24 protein-coding genes are annotated in these 22,023 nt (G+C 73.0%); 15 read left to right on the forward strand and 9 right to left on the reverse strand.

From position 1 onward, the window contains the following. Positions 1–29 precede the first annotated feature (29 nt). Positions 30–287, reverse strand: a complete 258-nt coding sequence (locus tag OIU81_RS29975; RefSeq protein WP_329152813.1) for a hypothetical protein — start codon at positions 285–287, stop codon at positions 30–32. A gap of 581 nt (positions 288–868) precedes the next feature. On the opposite strand from OIU81_RS29975, the gene OIU81_RS29980 reads away from it, so the two are divergent. From OIU81_RS29980 to OIU81_RS29995, 4 genes are read left to right on the forward strand one after another with little or no spacing between them, the layout of a single operon-like run. After that, positions 869–1,888, forward strand: a complete 1,020-nt coding sequence (locus OIU81_RS29980; RefSeq protein WP_329152815.1) for a GlxA family transcriptional regulator — start codon at positions 869–871, stop codon at positions 1,886–1,888. Continuing rightward, entirely contained in the window at positions 1,885–3,657 is a 1,773-nt protein-coding gene (locus OIU81_RS29985) for a thiamine pyrophosphate-binding protein (RefSeq protein WP_329152817.1), read from the forward strand. The genes OIU81_RS29980 and OIU81_RS29985 overlap by 4 nt, the downstream gene beginning before the upstream one ends. Beyond that, positions 3,629–4,282, forward strand: a complete 654-nt coding sequence (locus OIU81_RS29990; RefSeq protein ID WP_329152819.1) for an SRPBCC family protein — start codon at positions 3,629–3,631, stop codon at positions 4,280–4,282. The genes OIU81_RS29985 and OIU81_RS29990 overlap by 29 nt, the downstream gene beginning before the upstream one ends. After that, positions 4,279–5,298, forward strand: a complete 1,020-nt coding sequence (locus OIU81_RS29995; protein WP_329152821.1) for a 3-oxoacyl-ACP synthase III family protein — start codon at positions 4,279–4,281, stop codon at positions 5,296–5,298. Before OIU81_RS29990 ends, OIU81_RS29995 begins: the two co-directional genes overlap by 4 nt. Before the next feature lie 117 nt (positions 5,299–5,415). Here the strand turns inward: OIU81_RS29995 and OIU81_RS30000 are convergent, their stop codons facing one another. Beyond that, entirely contained in the window at positions 5,416–6,285 is an 870-nt protein-coding gene (locus OIU81_RS30000; RefSeq protein ID WP_329152823.1) for a 3-hydroxybutyryl-CoA dehydrogenase, read from the reverse strand. A gap of 160 nt (positions 6,286–6,445) precedes the next feature. On the opposite strand from OIU81_RS30000, the gene OIU81_RS30005 reads away from it, so the two are divergent. After that, on the forward strand, positions 6,446–7,675 hold the full coding sequence (locus tag OIU81_RS30005) for a glycoside hydrolase family 10 protein (protein WP_329152825.1): 1,230 nt from the start codon (positions 6,446–6,448) through the stop codon (positions 7,673–7,675). Between the two features lie 69 nt (positions 7,676–7,744). Here the strand turns inward: OIU81_RS30005 and OIU81_RS30010 are convergent, their stop codons facing one another. Then, on the reverse strand, positions 7,745–7,954 hold the full coding sequence (locus OIU81_RS30010; RefSeq protein WP_329152827.1) for a DUF1918 domain-containing protein: 210 nt from the start codon (positions 7,952–7,954) through the stop codon (positions 7,745–7,747). Between the two features lie 205 nt (positions 7,955–8,159). Beyond that, on the reverse strand, positions 8,160–9,116 hold the full coding sequence (locus OIU81_RS30015) for a DMT family transporter (protein WP_329152829.1): 957 nt from the start codon (positions 9,114–9,116) through the stop codon (positions 8,160–8,162). Between OIU81_RS30015 and OIU81_RS30020 the strand changes: the two genes are divergently transcribed. From OIU81_RS30020 to OIU81_RS30040, 5 genes are all read left to right on the forward strand, one after another. Next, positions 9,115–10,608, forward strand: a complete 1,494-nt coding sequence (locus OIU81_RS30020; protein WP_329152831.1) for an aminotransferase-like domain-containing protein — start codon at positions 9,115–9,117, stop codon at positions 10,606–10,608. The two genes, OIU81_RS30015 and OIU81_RS30020, sit on opposite strands and share 2 nt — an antisense overlap. Positions 10,609–10,693: 85 nt before the next feature. Continuing rightward, complete coding sequence (locus tag OIU81_RS30025) at positions 10,694–11,146, forward strand: GNAT family N-acetyltransferase (RefSeq protein WP_329152833.1); 453 nt, start codon at positions 10,694–10,696, stop codon at positions 11,144–11,146. Between the two features lie 43 nt (positions 11,147–11,189). Further along, the gene (locus OIU81_RS30030) at positions 11,190–11,759 is read left to right on the forward strand and encodes a histidine phosphatase family protein (protein ID WP_329152835.1); all 570 of its coding nucleotides are present in this window, start codon (positions 11,190–11,192) and stop codon (positions 11,757–11,759) included. 196 nt (positions 11,760–11,955) lie between these two features. Next, positions 11,956–12,735, forward strand: a complete 780-nt coding sequence (locus OIU81_RS30035) for a hypothetical protein (RefSeq protein ID WP_329152837.1) — start codon at positions 11,956–11,958, stop codon at positions 12,733–12,735. A gap of 5 nt (positions 12,736–12,740) precedes the next feature. Beyond that, positions 12,741–13,103, forward strand: coding sequence for a DUF4333 domain-containing protein (locus OIU81_RS30040; protein WP_329152839.1), 363 nt, complete (start codon positions 12,741–12,743; stop codon positions 13,101–13,103). Between the two features lie 29 nt (positions 13,104–13,132). On the opposite strand, the gene OIU81_RS30045 is transcribed toward OIU81_RS30040, so the two are convergent. From OIU81_RS30045 to OIU81_RS30055, 3 genes are all read right to left on the reverse strand, one after another. Beyond that, entirely contained in the window at positions 13,133–13,585 is a 453-nt protein-coding gene (locus tag OIU81_RS30045; protein WP_329152840.1) for a YybH family protein, read from the reverse strand. A 76-nt stretch (positions 13,586–13,661) separates the two neighbouring features. After that, positions 13,662–14,423: a response regulator transcription factor gene (locus OIU81_RS30050; protein WP_329152842.1), complete on the reverse strand. Its 762-nt coding sequence runs from the start codon at positions 14,421–14,423 to the stop codon at positions 13,662–13,664. A 137-nt stretch (positions 14,424–14,560) separates the two neighbouring features. Beyond that, positions 14,561–15,649 carry a class I SAM-dependent methyltransferase gene (locus tag OIU81_RS30055; RefSeq protein WP_329152844.1) on the reverse strand — a complete coding sequence of 363 codons (1,089 nt, stop codon included), beginning with the start codon at positions 15,647–15,649 and terminating at the stop codon, positions 14,561–14,563. 172 nt (positions 15,650–15,821) lie between these two features. Between OIU81_RS30055 and OIU81_RS30060 the strand changes: the two genes are divergently transcribed. Then, complete coding sequence (locus OIU81_RS30060; protein WP_329152845.1) at positions 15,822–16,013, forward strand: DUF1059 domain-containing protein; 192 nt, start codon at positions 15,822–15,824, stop codon at positions 16,011–16,013. An 84-nt stretch (positions 16,014–16,097) separates the two neighbouring features. Here the strand turns inward: OIU81_RS30060 and OIU81_RS30065 are convergent, their stop codons facing one another. Further along, positions 16,098–16,895: a LysR family transcriptional regulator substrate-binding protein gene (locus tag OIU81_RS30065; RefSeq protein ID WP_329152846.1), complete on the reverse strand. Its 798-nt coding sequence runs from the start codon at positions 16,893–16,895 to the stop codon at positions 16,098–16,100. Between the two features lie 58 nt (positions 16,896–16,953). Here OIU81_RS30065 and OIU81_RS30070 point away from each other — a divergent pair, with 58 nt between their 5' ends. Together OIU81_RS30070 and OIU81_RS30075 are read left to right on the forward strand one after the other, a co-directional pair. Next, on the forward strand, positions 16,954–17,355 hold the full coding sequence (locus tag OIU81_RS30070) for a DUF5997 family protein (RefSeq protein WP_329152847.1): 402 nt from the start codon (positions 16,954–16,956) through the stop codon (positions 17,353–17,355). A gap of 226 nt (positions 17,356–17,581) precedes the next feature. Next, positions 17,582–18,964, forward strand: coding sequence for a flavin monoamine oxidase family protein (locus OIU81_RS30075; protein WP_329152848.1), 1,383 nt, complete (start codon positions 17,582–17,584; stop codon positions 18,962–18,964). 131 nt (positions 18,965–19,095) lie between these two features. On the opposite strand, the gene OIU81_RS30080 is transcribed toward OIU81_RS30075, so the two are convergent. Further along, positions 19,096–19,809, reverse strand: a complete 714-nt coding sequence (locus tag OIU81_RS30080) for an SDR family NAD(P)-dependent oxidoreductase (RefSeq protein WP_329152850.1) — start codon at positions 19,807–19,809, stop codon at positions 19,096–19,098. Between the two features lie 101 nt (positions 19,810–19,910). Between OIU81_RS30080 and OIU81_RS30085 the strand changes: the two genes are divergently transcribed. Continuing rightward, entirely contained in the window at positions 19,911–20,759 is an 849-nt protein-coding gene (locus OIU81_RS30085; RefSeq protein ID WP_329152852.1) for a helix-turn-helix transcriptional regulator, read from the forward strand. Between the two features lie 164 nt (positions 20,760–20,923). Beyond that, on the forward strand, positions 20,924–21,952 hold the full coding sequence (gene argC, locus OIU81_RS30090) for an N-acetyl-gamma-glutamyl-phosphate reductase (protein ID WP_329152854.1): 1,029 nt from the start codon (positions 20,924–20,926) through the stop codon (positions 21,950–21,952). Positions 21,953–22,023 lie beyond the last annotated feature (71 nt).

Consider the following 22,023-nt stretch of genomic DNA (forward strand, 5'->3'; position numbering starts at 1 on the left):
CGCCGACGGCCGGTGACCGTGGCCGGCGGTCACCGGCCCATGGCCTGCCACACCGCCACCGCCAGCGCCGCGAGTCCCGTGAGTGCGGCGAGGGAGGGCAGTGGCCAGCGGGCGCTCTCCAGCTGCGTGATGCGCACCTGCAGTTCCTCCGCGTCACGCGCCTGCTGCGCCGAGCGCTGTGCCAGCAGCGCGAGTTGACCGTCGACCCGGGCGTTGCCGACGTCGTGGAGGCGTCTCAACTCGGCTAAGTCGGCGATCACCGGATCGGTTCGGGGGTGGGCGGTCACGGTCCGCTCCTCATTCCTTCGTGTCGCGAGTGCGTTGTCCATACGGAGAACAGTCAACTGCGCTGCGGCGACGGGCGGGAGCGTGTGCGGCGGGGAGATGCTGGTCCGAGTTTCACACCCCGTGTGAAGTGACCCGGGGTGACGGGCGGCGCGGGGGGTTCGTACGGGGTGTGAATCGCGCACCCCCACCGGGGCGGTTCACACTCTCCCCCTCGCGCCCGCACGGGAGTTGACTCCAAGGTGCCACGGGGGCCGACGCCGGCGGACGGGCGCCCGCCGGCCCGGGGCCCGCCCGCCGGTTTTCCCCCGAGCGGCGGGTGGGCGCCCCGCGGGCCCTCGGCCTCGGCCGAATGATCCGCGGTGAGGTGACGTCTCGAGCCGGACGTGATCCGGAGGCAACGGAGCGGGTGCGGCGCACCATCGCACCTACGCCCTGTGAGCTGCGTCACTCACCGCCGGCCGCTCGCGCACGTCAATTGCCTGGCCAGCGCCCGTCTTCCCCCTCCACCGACCGCTTGTTGGCTGGATACGTCAGTAATATGTCATTGCAGCCAGTGTGAGGGTCAATACAGGCTGTGATCGTGTTCGAGCGACGTGTTGTTGTGGTGGTGTACGCGGGGGCGATGGCCCTGGACATCACCGGACCGATTGAAGTGTTCGATACCGCCAACCGGCTCCTGGGCCCGTCGGGCGCCCCCTACCGTGTCGACTTCGTCTCCGCCGACGCGCCGCTGGTGCGCACGAGTTCAGGAGTGGTGGTGGCAGCCGCGCCCCTGGAGGCGGGACAGGGGCCGATCGACACGCTCCTCGTGCCGGGCGGCTGGAGTCTGCACGACGCACTGCTTGACCGGGGACTGATCTCCTGGATCGGCGGGGCGGCGGCCCGGTCGCGCAGAGTCGCCTCCGTGTGCGGCGGATCCTTTCTGCTGGCCGAGGCGGGCCTCCTCGACGGCAGACGCGCCACCACCCACTGGGCGTACAGCGAAGCGATGGCGGGCCGCTATCCGGAGGTGACGGTGGACGCCGAGCCGATCTTCGTCTGGGACGGCCCCTTCGTGACCTCCGCGGGCGTGTCGACGGGTATCGACATGGCGCTGGCTCTGGTGGAGGCCGATCACGGTGCGGCCCTCGCGCTGGAGACGGCACGGTTTCTGGTGCTGTTCCTCAAACGGCACGGAGGGCAGTCCCAGTACAGCGCAGTGCTCGACGCCCAGTTGGCCGATCATCCGCCGATCAGGGCTGCGCAGGAGTGGATTCTCGGCAACCTGCACAACCCGCTGCCGGTGGCCGAGATCGCCCGGCAGGCCCACATGAGTGAGCGCAACTTCGCCCGTGTCTTCCGGCGCGAGGTGGGCACGACACCCGGCCAGTACGTCGAGCGGACGCGCATCGCCCACGCACGCGAACTGCTGGAGACCACCGAACTGACGATCGGCCAGATCGCGGGCCGCTGCGGATTCGCCGCCCCCGAGACCTTCTTCCGTTCCTTCGCGCGAACCCTGGGACTCACCCCCAGGGAATACCGGCACCGCTTTCAGGTCATCTCGCCGGCCGGCCTCGTCGACGACCGGCACCACGAGAGGGACAGGAGCCCCGTATGACCAGCACGACCGCGAACCTGCGCGACGCGGAAACGGTACGCCTGGTCGACCATCTGGTCGCGGAACTCGCCAGGGCCGGCGTCACCCACTTATTCGGCGTCGGCGGCGCGAACATCGAGGACCTGTATGACGCCGTGCACCGCTGCGGCACCGTCCGTGGCGTCGTCGCCAAACACGAGTTCTCCGCCGTCACCATGGCCGACGGATACGCCCGCACCACCGGGCGCCTCGGCGTCGTTGCCGCCACCTCGGGTGGTGGGGCGATGAATCTCGTACCGGGCCTGGCGGAGGCCCATGCCTCGCGGGTGCCCGTGCTGGCCCTGGTGGGCCAGCCGCCGACCGGTCAGGAAGGCCGGGGGGCGTTCCAGGACTCCAGCGGCAAGGCGGGCTCCTTCGACGCGCGGGAGGTTTTCGCCCCCGTCTCCCGGTTCTGCGTCCGGGTGGATGACGCGGACTCGCTCGTGCAGTTGCTGCCCCGGGCAGTGGCGGCGGCCCAGGCCGATCCGCGCGGGCCGGCCGTACTGCTGTTACCCAAGGACGTGCAGCAGGCACAGATCCGGGTGCCCGGCCGTGGCGCGGTCCCGGCACCGTGCGTGCCGGCGCCGACCGCGCCGACCGCGCGGATCGACGGAGCCGCTCTCACCACCGTGTCGGACACCCTTCGCAAGGCCGGCCGCGTCCTGGTGATCGCCGGTGAGGATCTCGCCGCCGCGCACGCGCGTACGGAGCTGGCCGAACTGGCCCGGCGCCTCGGGGCATGGGTCGCGGTCACCCCGGACGCCAAGGACGTCTTCGACAACCGTGATCCCCGATTCGCAGGCGTGGCCGGGGTGATGGGCCACGCCAACGTCGAAGACTGTCTGCGGCGGGCCGACGTATGCCTGCTGGTCGGTACCCGGCTGCCGCTCCTGGCACGCGGCGGACTCGACCGGGCCCTGGCCACCACCGACGTCGTCTGCCTCGGCCCCGAACCGCCGTTCGTGGCAGGCACCGCGCTGGGCGGGAACCTGCGGGACGCGCTGCGCGCGGTGACCGCCCGCCTGCCGCCCGGTCCACGTCCCTGCCCGCCGCACGCCGGTCCCCTTCCCACCTCCATGCCGGGCCCGCTTTCCCGGGCCCGTGGGCGAACCCTCCCCTACCGTCAGGCGGTCGCCGCGGTGGAGGCGGCGCTGCCCCAGGACGCACACGTCTTCGTGGATGCCGGCAACGCGGGGGCCAGCGCCATCCATCTGCTCCCGGCACCGCGCCGCGGCCGCTTCGTGGTGGCACTCGGCATGGGTGGCATGGGCTACACCTTCGGTGCCGGCATCGGCGCCGCGCTCGCCACCGGCCGACGCACCTACGTCCTCGCCGGGGACGGGGCCTTCTTCATGCACGGGATGGAAGTGCACACCGCCGTGGAGTACGCCGCGCCCGTGACCTTCGTGATCTTCAACAACAACGCCCACGCCATGTGCGCGCTGCGCGAGGAGTTCTTGCAGGGCGGCGTCCGCGACGACGACCTGTTCGCCCGGACCGACCTCGCCGCCGGAGTGGCCGCCGCCTTCCCGTCCCTGGATGCCACCGGGGCCCGCGACGCGGCGCAGCTGCGCACGGCGCTGCTGCGCGGCAATGCGGGCGGCGGTCCCGCGTTCGTCGCGGTGGACTGCGACCCGCGGGAGATCCCGCCGTTCCTCCCCTTCCAGTCCTTCACCCACATCGCCGAGAGCGTCAACGGCACCGAGAACGAGGAGAGTTCGGATGAGCGAGGAGTCGTCCACGTTGGCTGACATCCCCGGTCTGCTACGGATCGAGAACGCCGGCAAGGAGGAACTGACCGCCCACTGCATGGAACTCACCCACGCCGTCTACCCCCACCATCAGGTCTACGGGCGGTACTGCACCATCCACGAGTACGTCGACTGCCCCCCGGAGGCGGCCTACGACTACCTGCGTCAGGGGCACCACCTTCAGGAGTGGACCTGCAGCCTGCGGGACTTCGCGCCCTCCGGCACGCCGGGGCTGTGGGTCGGCCGCGACCGGCTCGAGGACGACACCAGGATCTACTGCGAGGTGGTCGCCCGCCCCGAGGCCATGACCGTGGACTACCACTGCTCGTGGGACCAGGGCGAGAAGCTGTGGATGATCTACCTGATGCGCGTCGTCCCGGCCCGGCTGGTGCTGGACGAGCCAGGTTCGGTGATCACCTGGACCAACTGCCGCCACCCCTACTACGACACCAACCCGCATCCCGAGAAGGCGCCCCGCTCGGACCGGCCCTGGGTGGGCGACTACTGGGACCTCTTCTACGCGGGGCACACCGTGGAGATGAACAACCTCAAGGCGATCCTGGAACACCGTCACCGCAACGGCCTGCCGGTCAGCGTGGCTCCGTCAAGGGCGGTGGCGCAGTGACGACGGTCAGCCTCACCGACGTCGCGAGCTACCTTCCCGGCGAACCGGTGCCCGCGGAGTTCTACACCGAGTACCCCGGAGCCGAGGACAAACTCCGTGACCACCCCATGTTCAAGGTCCCGCCGTCACGCCACCACGTGGCCTCGGACGAGACGAACGCGGACATGGTCGAACGCGCCGTACAGCCTCTGATCGAACGGCACGGCAGGCAGGAGATCCGCGGCGTCGACGTGCTGTTGGTGCACAGTCAGTTGCCGGACCTGCCGTTCGTGGGTGCCGGCACCGAGGTGGCGCGCCGCCTCGGCCTGAACCCGGAGTGGCTCGTCGACGTGGCCAACGCGGGCTGCGCCTCCTTCGTGTACATGCTGAAGCTGGCCCGGCAGATCCTCACCACCACCGACGCGAGGAGCGCCCTGATCTGCAATGCCCAAAGCGCCGCGGGTCAGTGGTTCACCCAGTCCCAGGTGCGCCGGCTCGCTCAGGCCGCGATACCGGGAGACGGCTGCGGTGTGGGGTATGTGACGACGTCGTCCGGCGCACCGGTCCTCGACGTGGAGACCCGGCACATCGGCGGTTACGCCGGGGACATGACCCTGGCGGTCGACGACGGTCGCAAGTACTGGGAGCCGGGAGAGTCCCAGCTGCGGATCGGGTTCACCGACGCCAGCGTCGCCAAGGTCCTGGCACGCGGGAACCGCCTCGTTCCGGAGGTGGTCACCGATCTGTGCCGGCGGCTCGGCGTGGCGACCACCGACATCGACGTCCTCATCACCAACCAGCCCAACCGCACCTTTCTACGGAACTGGCGGGAGGCACTGCAACTACCGGACGAGCGGCACCTGAACACCTTCGACGCGTACGGGAATCTGTTCGGCGCGGCGATCCCGATCACCCTGGACCACGCGATCTGCTCCCGGCAGGTCGAGGACGGCGATCTGGTGGTGCTCGGAGGATTCGCCCACGCGGGCGACTTCGCCGGTGCCGTCGCCGTCCGCTGGCACGGTGGACGGAACTGAGCGCTGGACCTCGCCGGACAGCACGCGTGAGCCCGCTCGGGCGCCGCACGGCCCGCTGGCGCTGCTCCAGGTGAACTCACCCTGGAACAGCGCCAGTTGACGGCTTCGCGAGACTTCCTAGTACGGGTAGAAGCCCGAACCGGACTTCCGCCCCAGGCGGCCCGCGTCGACCATGCGGGCGAGCAGCGGGGGAGCGGCGTAGAGCGGCTCCTTGTACTCCTCGTACATGGAGGCGGCGACCGAGGCCACGGTGTCCAGGCCGATCAGGTCGCTCAGCTTGAGCGGGCCCATCGGGTGGGCGCAGCCCATTTCCATGCCGTTGTCGATGTCCTCGCGGCTGGCGATGCCCGACTCGAACATCCGGATCGCGGAGAGCAGATACGGGATGAGCAGGGCGTTGACGACGAAGCCCGAGCGGTCCTGGGCGCGGATCGCATGCTTGCCCAGGATGTCCTGGACCAGTCCCTCGGAGCGCTTGATGGTCTCCTCGCCGGTGGTCAGCGCGGGGATCAGCTCGACCAGCTTCTGGACCGGCGCCGGGTTGAAGAAGTGGATCCCGATGACCTGGTCGGGGCGGGAGGTGGCGACCGCCAGCTTCACCAGGGGGATGGACGAGGTGTTGGAGGCCAGGATGGCGTCCGGCCGGGTGATCACCTGGTCGAGGATCTGGAAGATCTCGGTCTTGACCTGCTCGTTCTCCACCACGGCCTCGATGACGAGATCACGGTCGGCGAATTCGCCGAGGTCGGTGGTGAAGCTGAGCCGGCCGAGCGTGGTGTCGCGCTCCTCGTCGGTGATCTTGCCGCGTTCGGCGGCCTTGCCGAGGGAGTTGGTCAAGCGGGTGCGCCCCAGCTCCAGTGCTTCGCCGGTGGTCTCGGCGACCATGACGTCCAGCCCGGCGCGGGCGCACACCTCGGCGATGCCTGCGCCCATCTGGCCGCAGCCGACCACTCCGACGCGTGCAATGTCGGCAAATGTGTCCGTCACCTCGTGCCTTTCGCTGATCTTCAGGAACCGGCGGTGCGCCGTAAGGTGCGACGCCCGCTTTCGGTCCCGACGTTACTCCGCGAGGTGCTGGGCTACGGGCCCCGGGGCGGGCATTCTGAGCCCTCAAGACGGGACGAACCAGACAACTTGGGGACTTTTGATGCGACGGATCACACGAAGAGGGTTCGCGGTGACCGCACTGGGCGCGGCCTCCGCACTGCTCACCACGGGGTCGGCGGCGCCCGCGGCCGGCGCGCCGCGGCGCGAGATGCGCGGGATGTGGCTGGCGACCGTGGCCAACCTCGACTGGCCCTCCCGCGCACGGCTCACGCCGGCCGACCAGCAGCGCGAACTGCGCGCCCTCCTCGACACCGCCGTCGCCCGCAAACTCAACACGGTCTTCTTCCAGGTGCGGTCCACCGCCGACGCCCTGTGGCCCTCCCCGTACGAGCCGTGGGCGCAGTATCTGACCGGGCAGCAGGGCCGTGACCCGGGCTGGGACCCGCTGGACTTCGCGGTCCGCGAGGCGCACCGGCGCGATCTGGAGCTGCACGCCTGGTTCAACCCGTACCGGGTCGCCAACCACACCGACCCCGGCCGGCTCGTCGCGGACCACCCGGCCCGCCGGCACCCGCAGTGGGTCCTGCCGTACGGCGGCAAGCTCTACTACAACCCGGGGCTGCCGGAGGTCCGGGCCTTCGTCCAGGACGCGATGTTCGACGCGGTGCGGCGCTACCCCGTCGACGGGGCGCACTTCGACGACTACTTCTATCCGTATCCGGTCGCCGGCGGGCACTTCGACGACGACGCGGCGTTCCAGGAGTACGGCGACAGCTTCGAGAGCCGGGACGCCTGGCGGCGGAACAACATCGACCGGCTGATCCAGGAAATGGCCGGCCGGCTCCGCGAGGAGAGCGGGCGGGCCGGGCGCCGACTGCGGTTCGGGGTCAGCCCGTTCGCGGTGTGGCGCAACCACAGCACCGACCAGCAGGGCTCCCGCACCCAGGCGGGGGTGCAGACCTACGACGACCTGTATGCCGACACCCGTCGCTGGGTGCGCGAGGGCTGGCTGGACTACATCGTGCCGCAGGTCTACTGGCCGCTGGGCACCAAGGCCGCCGACTACGCGGAACTCGTGCCCTGGTGGGCGCGGACCGTCGACGGCACCGGAGTGGACCTCTACATCGGCGAGGCGCTCTACAAGGCGGGCGAGACGGAGCCCGTCGCCTGGAAGGACCCGGCCGAGATCTCCCGCCACCTCACCTTCGCCCGCGGGTACCCGCAGGTCGGCGGCCATGTCTACTTCTCGGCGAAGGTGGTCGGCAAGGACCCGTCCGGCGCCATGGCGCGGGTGGTGCGTGACCACTACGCCAGCGCGGCACGGGCGTAGCGGCGGCCCGGCGGCCGTACGGACCGGCCGCGCGGGCGTGCCTGCCGCCGGTCCGTGGACGGGGCCGGGTCAGCGGCCGGACTTCTTGCCCGTGGACTTGACGTGCCGGACGACGGAGTCGGGGCCGGGGGACATGATCGCCTCGTGCCCGTCCTCGCCGCGGACGCGGTAGGGCGGATCGCCGTCCGTGCCGATGACCTCGATGATCTCGACGACCCGGTCGTGATGCCCGACGGTCCTGCCGTGCACCACCAGCCGGTCGCCCCTGTTCGCGTGCATCAGGGCTCCTCCCCGCTTCGGGGCGGCCGTGCGACCGGTGTGGCCGACCGTGCGCCGGCCAGCGGTTGAACGGCCAACGGATTCAACGGGTGACGGGCCTTTCCCGGGCCCGGACGGCGGTATCCGCCATCGCCGCAAGTTTACGTCCGCAGCCCTCCGGCGCACCCGCTGTGTGTGGGTTTGTTCCATCCCCGCGGCCCGCCGGTCACCCGCGGGACCGCTGGGTGACGGCGATGCACAGCAGGACGGCCAGCGCCGCGACGGGCGCGGCCGGCGGCAGCCGCTCGCCGAGCAGCAGCACCGACCACACCAGGGTCAGCAGCGGCTGGGCGAGCTGCAGCTGGCTCGCCCGGGAGATACCGATCACGGCCATCCCGCGGTACCAGGCGACCATCCCGAGGAACTGGGAGCCGACCGCCAGCCACAGCACCCCGGCGACCGAGTGCACCGTCAGCGTCAGCGGCTCGGCGGACAGCGCGAGCGCGGCGCCCGCCGCCGTCACGGGCAGCGCCAGCACCAGCGCCCAGCCGATCACCTGCCAGCCCGGCATGTGGCGGGCCAGCCGGCCGCCCTCGGTGTAGCCCGCCGCGCACACCAGCAGCGCGGCGAACAGCAGCAGATCGCTGCGGTTGGGTACCCCGCCGCTCTGCTGCACCGCGAAGCCGATCACGACGACGGCGCCGACCAGCGAGGCGATCCAGAACGTACGGGAGGGCCGGGCGCCGGTCCGTACGGCCGAGCAGGCCGCGGTGGTCAGCGGCAGCAGACCGATCACGACGGCGGCGTGCGAGGTGGTGGAGGTCTCCAGGGCCAGGGTGGTCAGCAGCGGGAAGCCGAGCACGACACCGCCCGCGACCACGGCGATGCCCGTCCAGTGGCGACGCTCCGGCGGGCGGACCCGCAGCGCGAGGAGCGCGGCGCCGGCCGGCACGGTGGCCAGCACGCTGCGCAGCATCACCACGGTCCACGGGCCCATGCCTTCCAGTCCCCAGGCGGTCGCCGGGAAGGTGAGCGAGAAGGCGGCGACACCGAGGGCGGCGAGCAGCAGGCCACGGCCGACGTGGGAGCCGCGGGCGGCGGCCTCCGGGAGGCCCGGGCCGGTGAGATCCGGGGTGCTGACCGCTATCCCGGCGGTGGCGATAGCGCTATCGTTGGGCTTCATGCAAGAGCGTAGCAGTGGTGCCGAACTGGCCGCGAGCCTGAGAAGAGAGCTGGAGCGCTACTCTCCAGGTGAGAAGCTGCCGTCCAGTCGCGCCCTCGTCGAACGGCATCGCGTCAGCCCGGTGACCGTCTCCCGGGCGCTCGCCCAGCTGGCCGCGGAGGGCCTGGTCGTCACCCGGCCCGGCGCCGGGGCCTTCCGGGCCGCACCGCACGCCGAGGCGCCGCGCCCCGTCGACACCTCCTGGCAGGAGATCGCGCTGAGCGCGGAGCCGGCCGGTGACCAGGTGCCGCGGAGCGTCGACGCCACCGGCGTACTGGCCACCCTCGCCGCCCCCGCGCCGGGCGTCATCGAGTTCGACGGCGGCTACCTGCACTCCGATCTGCAGCCCGAACGCGCCCTGTCCGCCGCACTGGCACGGGCCGGCCGGCGCCCCGGTGCCTGGAGCCGCCCGCCGGTCGGCGGCGTACCGGAGCTGCGGGCCTGGTTCGCCCGGGAGATCGCCGGCTCCGGCGGCCCGCTCGGCGCCAATGACGTGCTGATCACCGGCGGCGGCCAGAGCGCGCTGACCGCGGCGCTGCGCGCGCTCGCCGCGCCCGGCGCCCCGGTGCTCGTCGAGTCCCCGACCTACCCGGGGGTGCTGGCCGTCGCCCGCGCCTCGGGGCTGCGGCCGGTGCCGGTACCCCTCGACGCGGACGGGGTCCGGACGGATCTGCTCGCCGAGGCCTTCCGCGCCAGCGGCGCCCGGCTCTTCGTCTGTCAGCCGCTGTTCCAGAACCCGACCGGCGCGGTGCTCGCCGCCGAGCGGCGGCGCGAGGTGCTGCGGGTGGCCCGCGCGGCCGGCGCCTTCGTGATCGAGGACGACTTCGCGCGGCTGCTGTCCCACGCCGACGGCCCCCCGCTCCCGCCGACCCTGATGGCGGAGGACCGGGACGGCACCGTCGTTCACGTCCGCTCGCTCACCAAGGCCAGTTCGCCCAATCTGCGGGTGGGCGCCCTGGCCGCCCGCGGGCCCGTCCTCGACCGGCTGCGCGCCATCCAGGTCGTCGACAGCTTCTTCGTGCCCCGGCCGCTCCAGGAAGCCGCCCTGGAACTCGTCGGCTCGCCCGCCTGGCCGCGCCATCTGCGGCTGATCGCCGGTGAGCTGACCGCCCGCCGCGACGCGCTGACCGCCGCGCTGCACCGGCAGCTGCCCGCGTTCACCGCGCACCGGCCGGTGCCCGGCCACGACCCCGCCCCCGGCGGTCCGTACGTCCCGCCGGGCGGCTTCCACCTCTGGCTGCGGCTGCCCGAGGGCATCGACGAGGCGGCGCTGACCGGTGCGGCGCTGCGGGCGGGGGTGGCGGTCGCGGCCGGCCGGCCGTATTTCGCCGCCGAGCCGCCCGGCGCCTGTCTGCGGCTGAGCTTCGCGGCGGCGTCCGGCACCGGCGAGATCGCCGAGGGCGTGCGCAGGCTCCGTACGGCGTGCACGGAGCTGGGGGTGGAGGTGGACTGAGGGCCCGGGCGCTCACCGGCCGCCCCGGACACCCGCGCCCGCCGACCGGTTCGACTCCGCCCCACCGCTCTGCCACTCTCGCGGCATGAGCGCGCACCCCCTCGACGGCTACGAGATCTCCACCGACCCGGCCCGCCTGGACGCCCACCTGGTCCACCACTGGCTGGCCACCGACGCCTACTGGGCCGTGGGCCGCCCCCGGGAGCTGCACGACCGCGCCGTGGCGGGCTCGCTCAACTTCGGTCTGTACGCGGCCGGTTCGGGCCGTCAGGCCGGCTACGCCCGGCTGGTCACCGACCACGCCACCTTCGCCTGGCTCTGCGACGTCTACATCTGCCGCGACGACCGCGGCAAGGGGCTGGGCACGGCCCTGGTCGAGGCCGTCGCCGACCACATGGCGCCCAGCGGCCTCAGCCGGCTGACCCTCGCCACGCAGGACGCCCACGGGGTGTACGAGAAGATCGGCTTCCGGCCCCTGGTGTCGCCGGAGCAATGGATGACTCTGGGGCTGATCGATCCGGGTCCTGTCGAATTGTGATCAACCGGTGCCGCCGGAACGGCACGGCTCTTACCATCAGCGAATGAGCGTTCGACTCAAGCTGCTCGCCGCCGGTCGCAGCTCCTCGCTGCTCGAAACGCGGTTCGACGACGACCGACCGCTCGACGCCGCCGGCTGGTACGAGGCCGAGCGGGCCGCCCCCGTCCTGTGCCGGCTCGCCGCCGCCGAACTGCGCTACTGCTCGCCGTCCGCCCGCTGCCGGGAGACCGGCGAGGCGCTCGGCCTGCGCCCGCTGGCCCAACCGGCACTGCGCGACTGCGACATGGGGCGCTGGCGCGGCCGCACACTGGGCGAGGTGACCGCCGTCGAACCGCGCGCGGTCGAAGCCTGGCTGGCCGATCCGCGCTCCGCACCGCACGGCGGGGAGTCGCTGCCGGCGTTCATCTCCCGGGTCGGCGGCTGGCTCGACACCCGGCCGGCCGACGACGCCGCCGGGCTGCTCGCGGTCGCCGAGCCCGGCGTCATCCGCGCCGCCCTGGTCTATGTGCTCCAGGCGCCCCCGCACGCGTTCTGGCGGATCGATGTGCAGCCGCTGTCGGTGATTACCCTCACCAGCCGGTCCGGCGGCTGGGACCTCCAACTGGAGGCCTGAACCGCCCCCATGGAGTGAGCTGCGCGCCGGCGCGCACCACCCGGAAAGCCCAGCCTGCGCGTTCCGCCGTCCGGGGCGTGCGCACCCGCGTGACCTGCGGAAACGATGAGTGTCTGGACGGCTTCCCGGGCAGTTCGCCCCCGGTGCGGCGCCCGATCGAGGTGCGCGGAGCGTGACCGGGCGCTTGTCTCGGGTTATGCACATACGCCACATATCGCTGTACGCCCTGGGGGCCGCCGCCCTGGTGGTGGCCGCCCTGCTCACCGGCGACGGCGACGGTACGGACGCCGCCACCGAGGCCGTTGGCGGGGCGGTGAGCGACGCCGTCAACCAGGCCGCGCCCGCCGACCGGGACACCCCCGGCGCGGTGGTCGTACAGCCCGACCCGGTGGCACCGGGCACCGCCTTCTCCGTCCACGACGGCGGCAGCTGCCGTGGCGCCTCCGCCACCGCGTCCTTCGGCGACGCGGACATCCCCGCGATGCAGCTGTCAGCCCTGAGCGGCCGGACCGAGGGCACCGCGATCCTCCCGGAGGGCACGGCGCCCGGTGCGTACACGGTCACCCTCACCTGTGACGGCACCGCCGGCGCCCGGCCGAGCGCCCTGGAATCCGGCCGGAACGGCGCCGAGGACGGCACGGAGCACGGCACGGGCCAGGGCGCCGAGGACGGCACGGAGCACGGCACGGACCGCGGCACCGATCACGGCGACGGTGCCGGGGCCGCCGGTGACGCCGGGGACACCGCACGAGGGCGCGGCAAGGACTCCGGTGACGGCCGGGGGCCCCTCACCGGCACCATGATCGTCTCCGGGGGCGCCGACGGCACCGTCCCCCGCGGCGGCGCCGACACCGGCCTCGGCGGCGCGGCCGGCACCGGCCGGACGTCCACAACGGCCGGCGGTCTGCTGCTGTTGGCCGCGGCCGGCTGGGGCGCCCTCGCCCGCCGCCGGGGCGCCCGCGGCACCCGGAGCTGACGGCGGTGCGCACCCGCCCGCTCCGGCCCGGCCTCCTCATCGGCCTCCTCACGGCCCTGGTCACGGCGGGTGCGCTGGCGTTCACCGCCGTCCGGCTCTACGACCGCGAGGCCACCAGCGAGGTCGACGACGGCACCCACACCGTGCTCCGCACCGAGATCGCCCGGGCCCTCAGCGGCCAGCTCACCCTGCCGTTCCGCAGCGGGCCCGACACGGTGCACTGCTACGGCGACCTGCGGCCCGTGCCGTACGACGCGGTGCGCTGCACGGCCCACTTCCCCATCGGGCTGGACCGCCAACTGACCGTCGAGGTCACCCGCGTCCGCCACAACATGGTCACCTACCGGCGCCACCTGCTGCACCGCTGACGGGCGCCGAAGCCGCCGCGACCGTCCCGCTACGGCTTCAGGTCCAGCGCCGCCCGCCCCGATCCGTCCATCAGGAACGGCACCGAGTCATGGGCGTGCGTGATCTTCCAGGTGCCGTCGATCCTGCGGAGTCCGACGGTGGCCCGGCTCCACAGCTCCACCTCGAAGCCGTCCGCCTTCGTCCCGCGCATCTGGTTGATGCTGTGGCAGAACGCGACATCGCCGCCGACCGTGATCTCCAGCTGGGTCAGCGTCACCTCGACCGGTCCCTGCCAGGTCGCGTACCAGGCCTCGATGGCCTGCGGGTCCCGCGCCTGGGGCCCCTGATACTGCAGCGGCGGCGCCAGGCTGAATTCCACGAGGTCCGGCGTGGTGTGGGACAGGAACCGCCGGGCGTCCCGGGCCTTTGTCGCGGCCGCCCGGTCCTCCAGCACCTCCCGGATCCGTTCCTCGTCCGTCGTCCGTGCGCTGTCGGTCGTCATGAGGGTCCTCCCGTCGGCGGGCGCCGAAGCGCCCGGATTCGCCGTGCAACGGGTAGACGCCGGCGGCCGGAGGAATTCACCGGTGCGGCGCGAGCCGTGCCGCCGCCGGGCCGCGGGTCAGCCAGGCGTTCGCCGCCTCGACGCGGCCGCCCACCCGGAGCTTGGCGTAGGCGTGCTCCAGATGCTTGTCGACGGTGCGCGGGCTGATCGCCAGCCGGCGGGCGATCTGCTGGTTCGTCAGGCCCCGGGCGAGCAGGGCGAGGACGGCGGACTCGCGGCGGGTGACCGGGCACGGCGCGGGCACCGGCGGGGCGAGCCGGCCGAGCACGTGGCCGAGCCGGGTGCGCAGCAGCGCGGCGGCCGCCACGTCGTCGTCGCAGAAGTCGCTGCCGCTGCCGCTGCGGCTGAAGGCCACACACACCTTCCGCGGCACCCCGTCCGCACGGCCCGCGGGGAAGGACATCGCCAGCTGATGCTCGCTGCCGCACGGGCGGTAGACGTCGGTGTAGGCGGCGAGGGCGTGGAACTCACCGCGGGTCTGCAGCGTGGAGCGGCGCATCGGGGTGCCGGGGCCCCGCGCGGTGTGGGCGACGAGGGCGTCGGCGGCCGCCTCCCGGGCGAACGCCTCCCGGATGTCGTCGGTCAGCAGGCCGGCGGGCAGGGTGAGCGGGCGGTCGGCGCTGCCGGCACGGGGGGCCCAGACGATGCTGTCGCCCGGTACGGCGGTGAGCAGCAGCGGGAGCAGGGCCGGAACGAGGGACTCCTCGTCGACGGCATCGATCAGAAGGTCCACGACGGCGAGAATGCGCCGCAGGCCGGCCTCCGCGGCCGCGCTCATACGTCCAGCGTGCCGAGGTGGCAGAGGGCAGTCAAGCGCGGGCAGTCGAGCGAGGGCCGCCCGGCGGGCGGTGTCCGCCGGGCGGCGCGGGGCCACCCGGCCGGCCGGGGGAAGACCGGCCGGGTGCGTCAGGCGCCTCAGCGCCCGACGGCATAGACGCGGTTGACGGGGGTCTGTGCGGCGAGTCGCCAGTGGTGGAGGCCGGCGTCGTCGGCGATCTCCCGCATCGCCTCCTCACCCGCGTGGTTTCCCAGTGCCTGCGGCCCGTGCTGGGCCAGCGCGGACGGCAGGCAGACGGCGACCGAAGCGGCGGTCATCGCCCGGCCGATGGGGTGGGCGTTCTCCTCGACGTGCGCCGAGACGTTCGGCTCGACGAGCATGCAGGTCCCGCCGTCGGCCAGCGCCTCCTCGGCGTGGTGCAGTGCGCCGCCCGGATCGCCGGTGTCGTGCAGACAGTCGAAGAACGTGATCAGGTCGAAGTCCTCGCCGGGGAAGTCCTGGGCGGTGGCGACCTCGAAGCTGACCCGGTCGTCCAGTCCGCGCTCGGCCGCGATGCCGCGGGCCGCCTCGACGGACGGGCGGTGGAAGTCGAAGCCCCGGAACCGTGACCGGGGGAAGGCCTGCGCCATCAGCGCCGTGGAGTAGCCGTAACCGCATCCGATGTCCGCCACGCGCGCGCCGTGTTCCAGCTTCTCCACCACACCGTCCAGCGCGGTCAGCCACTCCGGTACCAGCGCGGCCGCATAGCCGGGGCGGAAGAACGTCGCGGTGCCGGCGAACAGCTCCGGCCCGTGGTCCCCCCAGCCGATGCCTTCCCCGGTGCGAAAAGCCGCCGCGAGGGCGTCCTCCGTGGCGTAGAGGGCCTGCAGCAGGGTGAAGAAACCGGCCGCGTACGTGGGCGCTTCCCGGTCCGCCAGGACGGCGGCGTGCTCGTCGGGCAGCAGATAGGTGTCGATGCCGGGCGTGTAGCGGACGTATTCGCCGGCCACCTGGGCGGCCAGCCATTCGCGCACATAGCGTTCGGCCAGCCCGGTGCGTTCGGCGAGCTGTGCGGAGGTGAGCGGTCCGGCACCGGCCATGGCCGCGTACAGCCCGAGCCGGTCGCCGAGCGAGGTGCACAAGCCGGCGACCGCGGCGGCGCTGTCCGAGATCACTCGCTCCAGGAACTGCTGCACCCGTTCCTCGTCGAGGGCACCACCGGGTGTGACGTCGGCGGAGGTCGCCATGCGTGCTCACCTCCCTGGTGCGCTCTTCCTGGTGCCTTCCACTGCAGCAGCGCGGCCGCCGCGCGCGCCATACGGGATTCGCCGTATTCGGCGGGGGAACGGCACCGGCGGACACTGGAGACCGGCCCCCACTGGAGACCGGCTTCCACACTGGATGCGGAGGAGGTGCACCATGCGCAAGAAGGTCGACTGCCGGGATCACCCGAGCGAGATGAACTGCAGCCTCGTCATCGCCGGCGAGGAGGACGAGGTGATCCGCGCCGCCACCGAGCACGCGGTATCCGTCCACGGCCACGCGGACAGCGCCGAACTGCGGGAACAGATCAAGGCCGCCCTGAAGGACGAGGTTCCGCAGCACGCCTGACCCGTACGGCGATACCCCGCCCGGCGCGGGGCGGCCGCGCGCCGCGCCGGGCCGCACGCCCCGGGGCTGCGACCGCAGTCGGGGCTACGACCTGCGGCGGGGCTTGCCGTGCTTGTTGGGCTTGTTGGGCTTGCCGCCCTTGGACCCGCCGGCACCGCCCCGCGGGTTCCTGCCGCCTGCTTTGCCGCCCGCTTTGGCGGCCCCGGGCTTGCGCCGTGCCGCACCGGCCGGCGCCCGCTCGGCCTGCTTCGGCTCCGCCGCTGCGGCGGTGCCGCGGCCGCGGGTGCTGTTGACGGTCCGCCCGCGCACGATCCCGATGAAGTCCTCCACCAGGTCGGTGGTCGCGTCCTCCGGCCAGGACAGCGCGATCTGCGACTGCGGGGCGTCCGTGACCGGCCGGTAGGTGAGATCCCTGCGGTGGTGCAGCCGCGCGAGCGACTGCGGGACGACGAGCACACCCACCCCGGCCGCCACCAGCTCGATGGCGTCCGCGGTCGTGGCGGGACGCTCGATCGCGGGCCGGCCCGGGAGGGTCTCCCACTCCAGGGTGTCGTCGAGGGGATGCAGCACGATGTCGTCGGCCAGGTCCTCGGCGGACACCTCGTCGACCGCCGCCACGAGGTGGTCCTTCGGGACCACGACCACCGTCGTCTCGGTGTAGAGCGGGATCGCGCTGAAGGCCGTCCGGTCGACCGGCAGCCGCACGAATCCCGCGTCGGCGGCGCCGTCCCGCAGCGTGCCGGAGGCTTCGTCGGCGGTCACCGCGACCAGGGTCAGCGGGATGCCGGGCTGCCGCTCGTGCCAGATACGCACCCACTTGGCCGGCGTCACGCCCGGTACGTACGCGAGCCGGAACGAAGGGGGTGTATCGGAGCCTGTCACGCCGCCAGGTTACCGGTCGTGGTCGGAGGTATCGCACACGCTCGCTACCCTGGACACCATGACGTCGCACCAGACCACCCAGACCATGAAGCCCGCGACCGCGGCAAAGAAGCTGGGTGTGTACCTCGAGGCCACACCCGCCGAGTTCCAGGAGGGTGTCGTCTCGCGCAGCGAGCTCAACGCGCTGCAGGCCGATCCGCCGGAGTGGCTGGTCGAGCTGCGGCGCACCGGCCCGCACCCCCGCCCGGTGGTCGCGGCGAAGCTCGGCGTCTCCATCTCGGGCCTGGCCCGCGGCGGTATCACCGACGCGCTCACCACCGAACAGATCGAGGCGCTGAAGCAGGAGCTCCCCGAGTGGCTGCAGAAGGAACGCGCCACCCAGGCCGAGGTCCGCAAGGAGACCGTGCGCATCAAGGAGAAGGCCAAGGAGAAGGAGAAGGACGCGAAGGGGGACGAGTGACCCCGTTGATACGGTCCTGACGACCTTCTGGCAAGCCTCCTGACGGCGGCCCTGCCGGCCCCGAGGCCGCACCGCCCGCACCCCTGGCCCGCACCCCTGCGGGCACACCCACGCCCCTGCCACCGCACCCCTCACGTCGCCGCCGCGACCCACCCGTCCCGCCCTATGGCGCACTCGCCGGGCGGAGCCGGGTCCGGTGGGTGACGCTGAGCCGTGGAGGTGGGTCATGGATCAGATGCAGGCGGACGTGTGCGTGGTGGGGGCCGGTTTCGCCGGTCTCGCCGCTGCGAGACGACTGGATCAGGCCGGCCACGAGGTGGTGGTGCTCGAGGCCAGGGACCGGGTGGGCGGACGGGTCTGGAACCGTGAGCTGCCCGACGGGACCGTCGTATCCGCCGGCGGCACCTGGCTGGGCAAGGGCCAGGACCGGATGTTCCAGCTCTGCCGGGAACTGGGACTCGAGGTGTACCCGCAGTACGAGCGGGGCGAGCACCTCTTGTCCCTGGACGGCGTCAATCACCGTTACCGCGGTGGCATCCCCGCCGCCGGACCAGGGACACTGATGGGCCTCGGCCTGGCGCTGGCGCGTCTGAACCTGATGGCGCGGCGTCTCCCGGCGGACGCCCCGTGGCGCGCCCGGAGCGCCCGGTCGTGGGACGCCCGCACGCTCGGGCAGTGGCTCTCCGACCCGCTGAACGTGCCCACGGCCGCCGCCCGCACGCTGCTCAGATCGACCATGAATCTGCTGTTCTGCGCCGACCCGGCGGAGGTCTCCCTGCTGGGCGCCCTCACCCTGGCCCGTGGCGGCGGCGGCTTCGGCTACTACACCGACTCCCGCAGGACCGAGACCCACCTCGTGGACGGCGGCGTCCCCGAACTGGCCAGACGCATGGCCGAGCAGCTGGGGGAACGGGTGCGCCTGTCCAGCCCCGTGCAGCGGATCACCCACGACGGCACCTGCGTGACGGTCGTCTCCGACGGGCTCACCGTGCGGGCGCAGCGCGTGATCGTGGCGACGCCGCCGGTGCTGGCGGGGCGGATCGCCTTCGACCCGCCGCTTCCCACCGCGTGCGGTCATCTGCTCCAGCGCGTGGTGCCAGGGGCGATCATCCGGGTGCACACGGTGTACCCCGAGCCGTTCTGGCGCGAACAGGACCTCTCGGGGCAGACACTCGCGCCCCGGTCGCCGGTCCCGATCACCATCGACCAGACGCCGCCGGCGGGCCGGCCGGGAGTGCTCAGCAGCTACGCGTTCAGCACCGGAGCCCTGCACATGGGGCGGCTGGGCCCGGCCGAACGGCGAGAGATCTGGCTGGACGCGCTGGCCGAGCGGTTCGGCCCCCGGGCCCGCCACCCCGCCCACTACCTGGAGACCGACTGGTCCGCCCAGCAGTGGTCGCTGGGCGGGATGATCGGCCACTTCCCGCCCGGCACCCTGACCACCTACGGCAGCGCACTGCGCGCGCCGGTCGGCCGGATCCACTGGGCCAGCACCGAGTCGGCCACACATATGCACGGGCTGATGGAGGGCGCCGTACGCTCCGGCGAGCGAGCCGCCCAGGAAGCCCTGACCGCACTGTCGCCCGCCCGCCTCCCCGTCGGCGGATAAGCCCGTGACGGTTTGCCGCAACCGTCCCTGCTGACCCGGACGAACGGCCCGCGGGCGGTAGGGCGGCCCAGCCGGGGAAGCGCCAGGTGAAACGCTCGGGCAGGGTGTCCGATCGCCGGTGTTCGGGACGCTTACCAGGGCAGGGGCCCTGCTGCATCGACGTACCCGCCGGTGGGGCCGTCCGGGCCCACCTGTGCCATGCGGACGATGATCTCGGCGCCCTCTTCGACCGTCTGGACGCCGGTGTTCCCGTTCAGGTCGGTCTTGGTGAAGCCGGGCTCCACCGCGTTGATCCGCAGGGTGGGAAACGCCTTCGCGTACCGCACGGTGATCATGTTGATCACGGTCTTCGATGCCGGGTACGCGATGCCGGGGTAGGCGGCGGCCGGGTGGCCCGGCTCGGCCGCGTGTGCGAGCGAGGCCAGGCCGCTGCTGACGTTGACCACGACCGGGGCGGTGGACCGCTGCAGCAGCGGCAGGAAGGCGTGCGTGACGCGTACCGTGCCGAAGACGTTGGTCTCGAAGACCTCCCGCATCGTGTCGGCGGTGACGTCCGCGGCCCCGGCCACCGTGTTGTTCTCGCCCCGCGCCTCGATGCCGGCGTTGTTGACCAGCACGTCAAGGCCGCCGTCGGCCGCGATCGTCGTCACCGCGGCCGCGACGGACGCGTCGTCGGTGATGTCGAGCTGCACGAACCGTGCCCGCGCGCCCAGTTGCCCGGCCGCGCGGCGGCCGCGGGCCGCGTTCCGGCTGCCGATGTAGACGGTGTGGCCCGCGGCGAGGAGCCGGCGGGCGGTCTCGAAACCGAGTCCCTTGTTCGCTCCTGTGATCAGTGTGGTCGTCATGCCTCCACCCTCCGTCCCGCCCGCCCGGACAGCCAGGAGTCCCGCCTTCCTGGGACCGGCGGTACCAGGCAGAGGCGCGGCCGACGCGGCACACTGGCCGTATGGCGACGGCGGAGTTCGGCAAGGCGGTGCGTCGCTGGCGGGACCGCGTCCCACCCGAGGCCGCCGGGCTGCCGGCCGGCGGGCAGCGGCGCGCGGCCGGCCTGCGCCGCGAGGAGTTGGCCATGCTCGCCGGGGTCTCCGTCGACTACGTCACCCGGCTTGAGCAAGGCCGCGCCACCCACCCCTCGACCCAGGTCGTCGAAGCCCTCGCCCGCGCGCTGCGGCTGTCCACGGAGGAACGCGCGCACCTCTTCCGGCTGGCCGGGCTCGCACCGCCGGGACCGGAGACGGTGCCCGCGTATCTCACCCCGAGCGTCCAGCGGCTGCTGGACCGGCTGACGGCGACGCCCGTGGCGGTCTTCGACGCCGGCTGGACCCTGCTCGTGGCCAACGCCCCGTACGCGGCTCTGATGGGCGACCCGTCCGCCCGGCGCGGCAACGAACGCAACGGCGTGTGGCGCCACTTCCTCGGTCCCGGCACCGGCGCCCGCCGCACGCCGCAGGCTCAGCGCGACCACGAAGCCGTGCTCGTCGCCGACCTGCGCGCGGCCGCCGAACGCTACCCGGCCGACCGTTCGTTGCAGCGGCTGATCGCGGAACTGCGCGCGGGCAGCCAGCGGTTCGCCGAGCTGTGGGACGCGGGTGCCGCCGGCCGTCGCGAGGCCACGCGCAAGACGATCGACCATCCGCGGGTCGGGCCCGTGACGCTGGACTGCGACGTCCTCACGGTGGCGGGCAGCGACCTGCGGATCATGGTCTACACCGTCGAGCCCGGCACCGAGGACGCCGAACGCCTCGCCCTCCTGACCGTCCTCGGCACCCAGGACCTCGTCGGCCCCGGCACCTGAAGCGTCCCGCCGGCTACGGCCTCGACCCGCCTCGACCCGCCTCGATGCGGCCGGCGGCACCGGTGTCCGGACGGGGGTGTGCCGGACTCCGGGCGGGGACCACCCCACCTCATTGCATAACCCTGCCGCTATCCGTATAGTCATGCCATGAACAAGGAGGGTCCATGACGGTGCGAGCGGCAGTGGCCGGGGCGAGTGGGTACGCGGGGGGTGAGGTGCTGCGTCTGCTTCTGGGGCATCCGGAGGTGGAGATCGGCGCGGTGACCGGGTACTCCCACGCGGGGCAGCGTCTGGGGGCGCTGCAGCCGCAGCTGCTTCCGCTGGCCGACCGGGAGCTGGCGCCGACCACCGCCGAGGTCCTGGCCGGGCACGATGTCGTCTTTCTCGCGCTGCCGCACGGGCAGTCCGCCGCGGTCGCCGAGGAGCTCGGGCCCGAGGTGCTGGTCGTCGACTGCGGAGCCGACTTCCGGCTCACCGACGCCGCGGACTGGGAGGCGTTCTACGGCACGGGCCACGCGGGCACCTGGCCGTACGGGCTTCCCGAGCTGCCCGGGGGCCGCGCCGCGCTCCAGGGGACGCGGCGCATCGCGGTCCCGGGCTGCTACCCGACCGCCGTCTCGCTCGCACTGTTCCCCGCCTACGCGGACCGGCTCGCCGAGCCCGAGGCCGTCATCGTGGCGGCCACCGGCACCTCCGGCGCCGGCAAGGCGCTCAAACCGCATCTGCTGGGTTCCGAGGTCATGGGCGCGATGAGCCCGTACGGCGTCGGCGGCGGGCACCGGCACACCCCCGAGATGATCCAGAACCTCAGTGCGGTGGCCGGCGAGCGTGTCGGGGTCTCCTTCACCCCGACCCTCGCCCCCATGTCCCGCGGCATCCTCGCCACCTGCTCGGCCCGGGCGAAGCCCGGTGTGGACGCCGCCGCCGTACGGGCCGCGTACGACAAGGCGCTGGCCGACGAGCCGTTCGTGCGGCTGCTGCCCGAGGGCCAGTGGCCGTCGACCGCCTCCGTGTACGGCTCCAACACCGCGCAGATCCAGGTGACCCTCGATGCCGCGGCCGGCCGCATCATCGCGATCAGCGCCCTCGACAACCTCACCAAGGGGACCGCGGGCGGCGCGGTGCAGAGCATGAACCTCGCCCTGGGACTCCCCGAGGAGACGGGCCTGCCGAAGGTCGGGGTCGCCCCGTGACCTCCGTGGACCGGGAGCAGGGGCAGGGGCAGGGACAGCTGGGCAGGACCGGCGGGGCCGGAACAACGACG

It is taken from the genome of Streptomyces sp. NBC_01454 (assembly GCF_036227565.1).
GTDB lineage: Bacteria > Actinomycetota > Actinomycetes > Streptomycetales > Streptomycetaceae > Streptomyces.

What these genes read in the sequence shown, in the direction of transcription:
- OIU81_RS29985 (WP_329152817.1), top strand. Translation starts at nt 1,885, where the DNA reads ATGACCAGCACGACCGCGAACCTGCGCGACGCGGAAACGGTACGCCTG.
- OIU81_RS29990 (WP_329152819.1), top strand. Translation starts at nt 3,629, where the DNA reads ATGAGCGAGGAGTCGTCCACGTTGGCTGACATCCCCGGTCTGCTACGG.
- OIU81_RS30005 (WP_329152825.1), top strand. Translation starts at nt 6,446, where the DNA reads ATGCGACGGATCACACGAAGAGGGTTCGCGGTGACCGCACTGGGCGCG.
- OIU81_RS30010 (WP_329152827.1), bottom strand. Translation starts at nt 7,954, where the DNA reads ATGCACGCGAACAGGGGCGACCGGCTGGTGGTGCACGGCAGGACCGTC.
- OIU81_RS30020 (WP_329152831.1), top strand. Translation starts at nt 9,115, where the DNA reads ATGCAAGAGCGTAGCAGTGGTGCCGAACTGGCCGCGAGCCTGAGAAGA.
- OIU81_RS30015 (WP_329152829.1), bottom strand. Translation starts at nt 9,116, where the DNA reads ATGAAGCCCAACGATAGCGCTATCGCCACCGCCGGGATAGCGGTCAGC.
- OIU81_RS30025 (WP_329152833.1), top strand. Translation starts at nt 10,694, where the DNA reads ATGAGCGCGCACCCCCTCGACGGCTACGAGATCTCCACCGACCCGGCC.
- OIU81_RS30030 (WP_329152835.1), top strand. Translation starts at nt 11,190, where the DNA reads ATGAGCGTTCGACTCAAGCTGCTCGCCGCCGGTCGCAGCTCCTCGCTG.
- OIU81_RS30035 (WP_329152837.1), top strand. Translation starts at nt 11,956, where the DNA reads ATGCACATACGCCACATATCGCTGTACGCCCTGGGGGCCGCCGCCCTG.
- OIU81_RS30045 (WP_329152840.1), bottom strand. Translation starts at nt 13,585, where the DNA reads ATGACGACCGACAGCGCACGGACGACGGACGAGGAACGGATCCGGGAG.
- OIU81_RS30050 (WP_329152842.1), bottom strand. Translation starts at nt 14,423, where the DNA reads ATGAGCGCGGCCGCGGAGGCCGGCCTGCGGCGCATTCTCGCCGTCGTG.
- OIU81_RS30055 (WP_329152844.1), bottom strand. Translation starts at nt 15,649, where the DNA reads ATGGCGACCTCCGCCGACGTCACACCCGGTGGTGCCCTCGACGAGGAA.
- OIU81_RS30060 (WP_329152845.1), top strand. Translation starts at nt 15,822, where the DNA reads ATGCGCAAGAAGGTCGACTGCCGGGATCACCCGAGCGAGATGAACTGC.
- OIU81_RS30070 (WP_329152847.1), top strand. Translation starts at nt 16,954, where the DNA reads ATGACGTCGCACCAGACCACCCAGACCATGAAGCCCGCGACCGCGGCA.
- OIU81_RS30075 (WP_329152848.1), top strand. Translation starts at nt 17,582, where the DNA reads ATGGATCAGATGCAGGCGGACGTGTGCGTGGTGGGGGCCGGTTTCGCC.
- OIU81_RS30080 (WP_329152850.1), bottom strand. Translation starts at nt 19,809, where the DNA reads ATGACGACCACACTGATCACAGGAGCGAACAAGGGACTCGGTTTCGAG.
- OIU81_RS30085 (WP_329152852.1), top strand. Translation starts at nt 19,911, where the DNA reads ATGGCGACGGCGGAGTTCGGCAAGGCGGTGCGTCGCTGGCGGGACCGC.
- argC (WP_329152854.1), top strand. Translation starts at nt 20,924, where the DNA reads ATGACGGTGCGAGCGGCAGTGGCCGGGGCGAGTGGGTACGCGGGGGGT.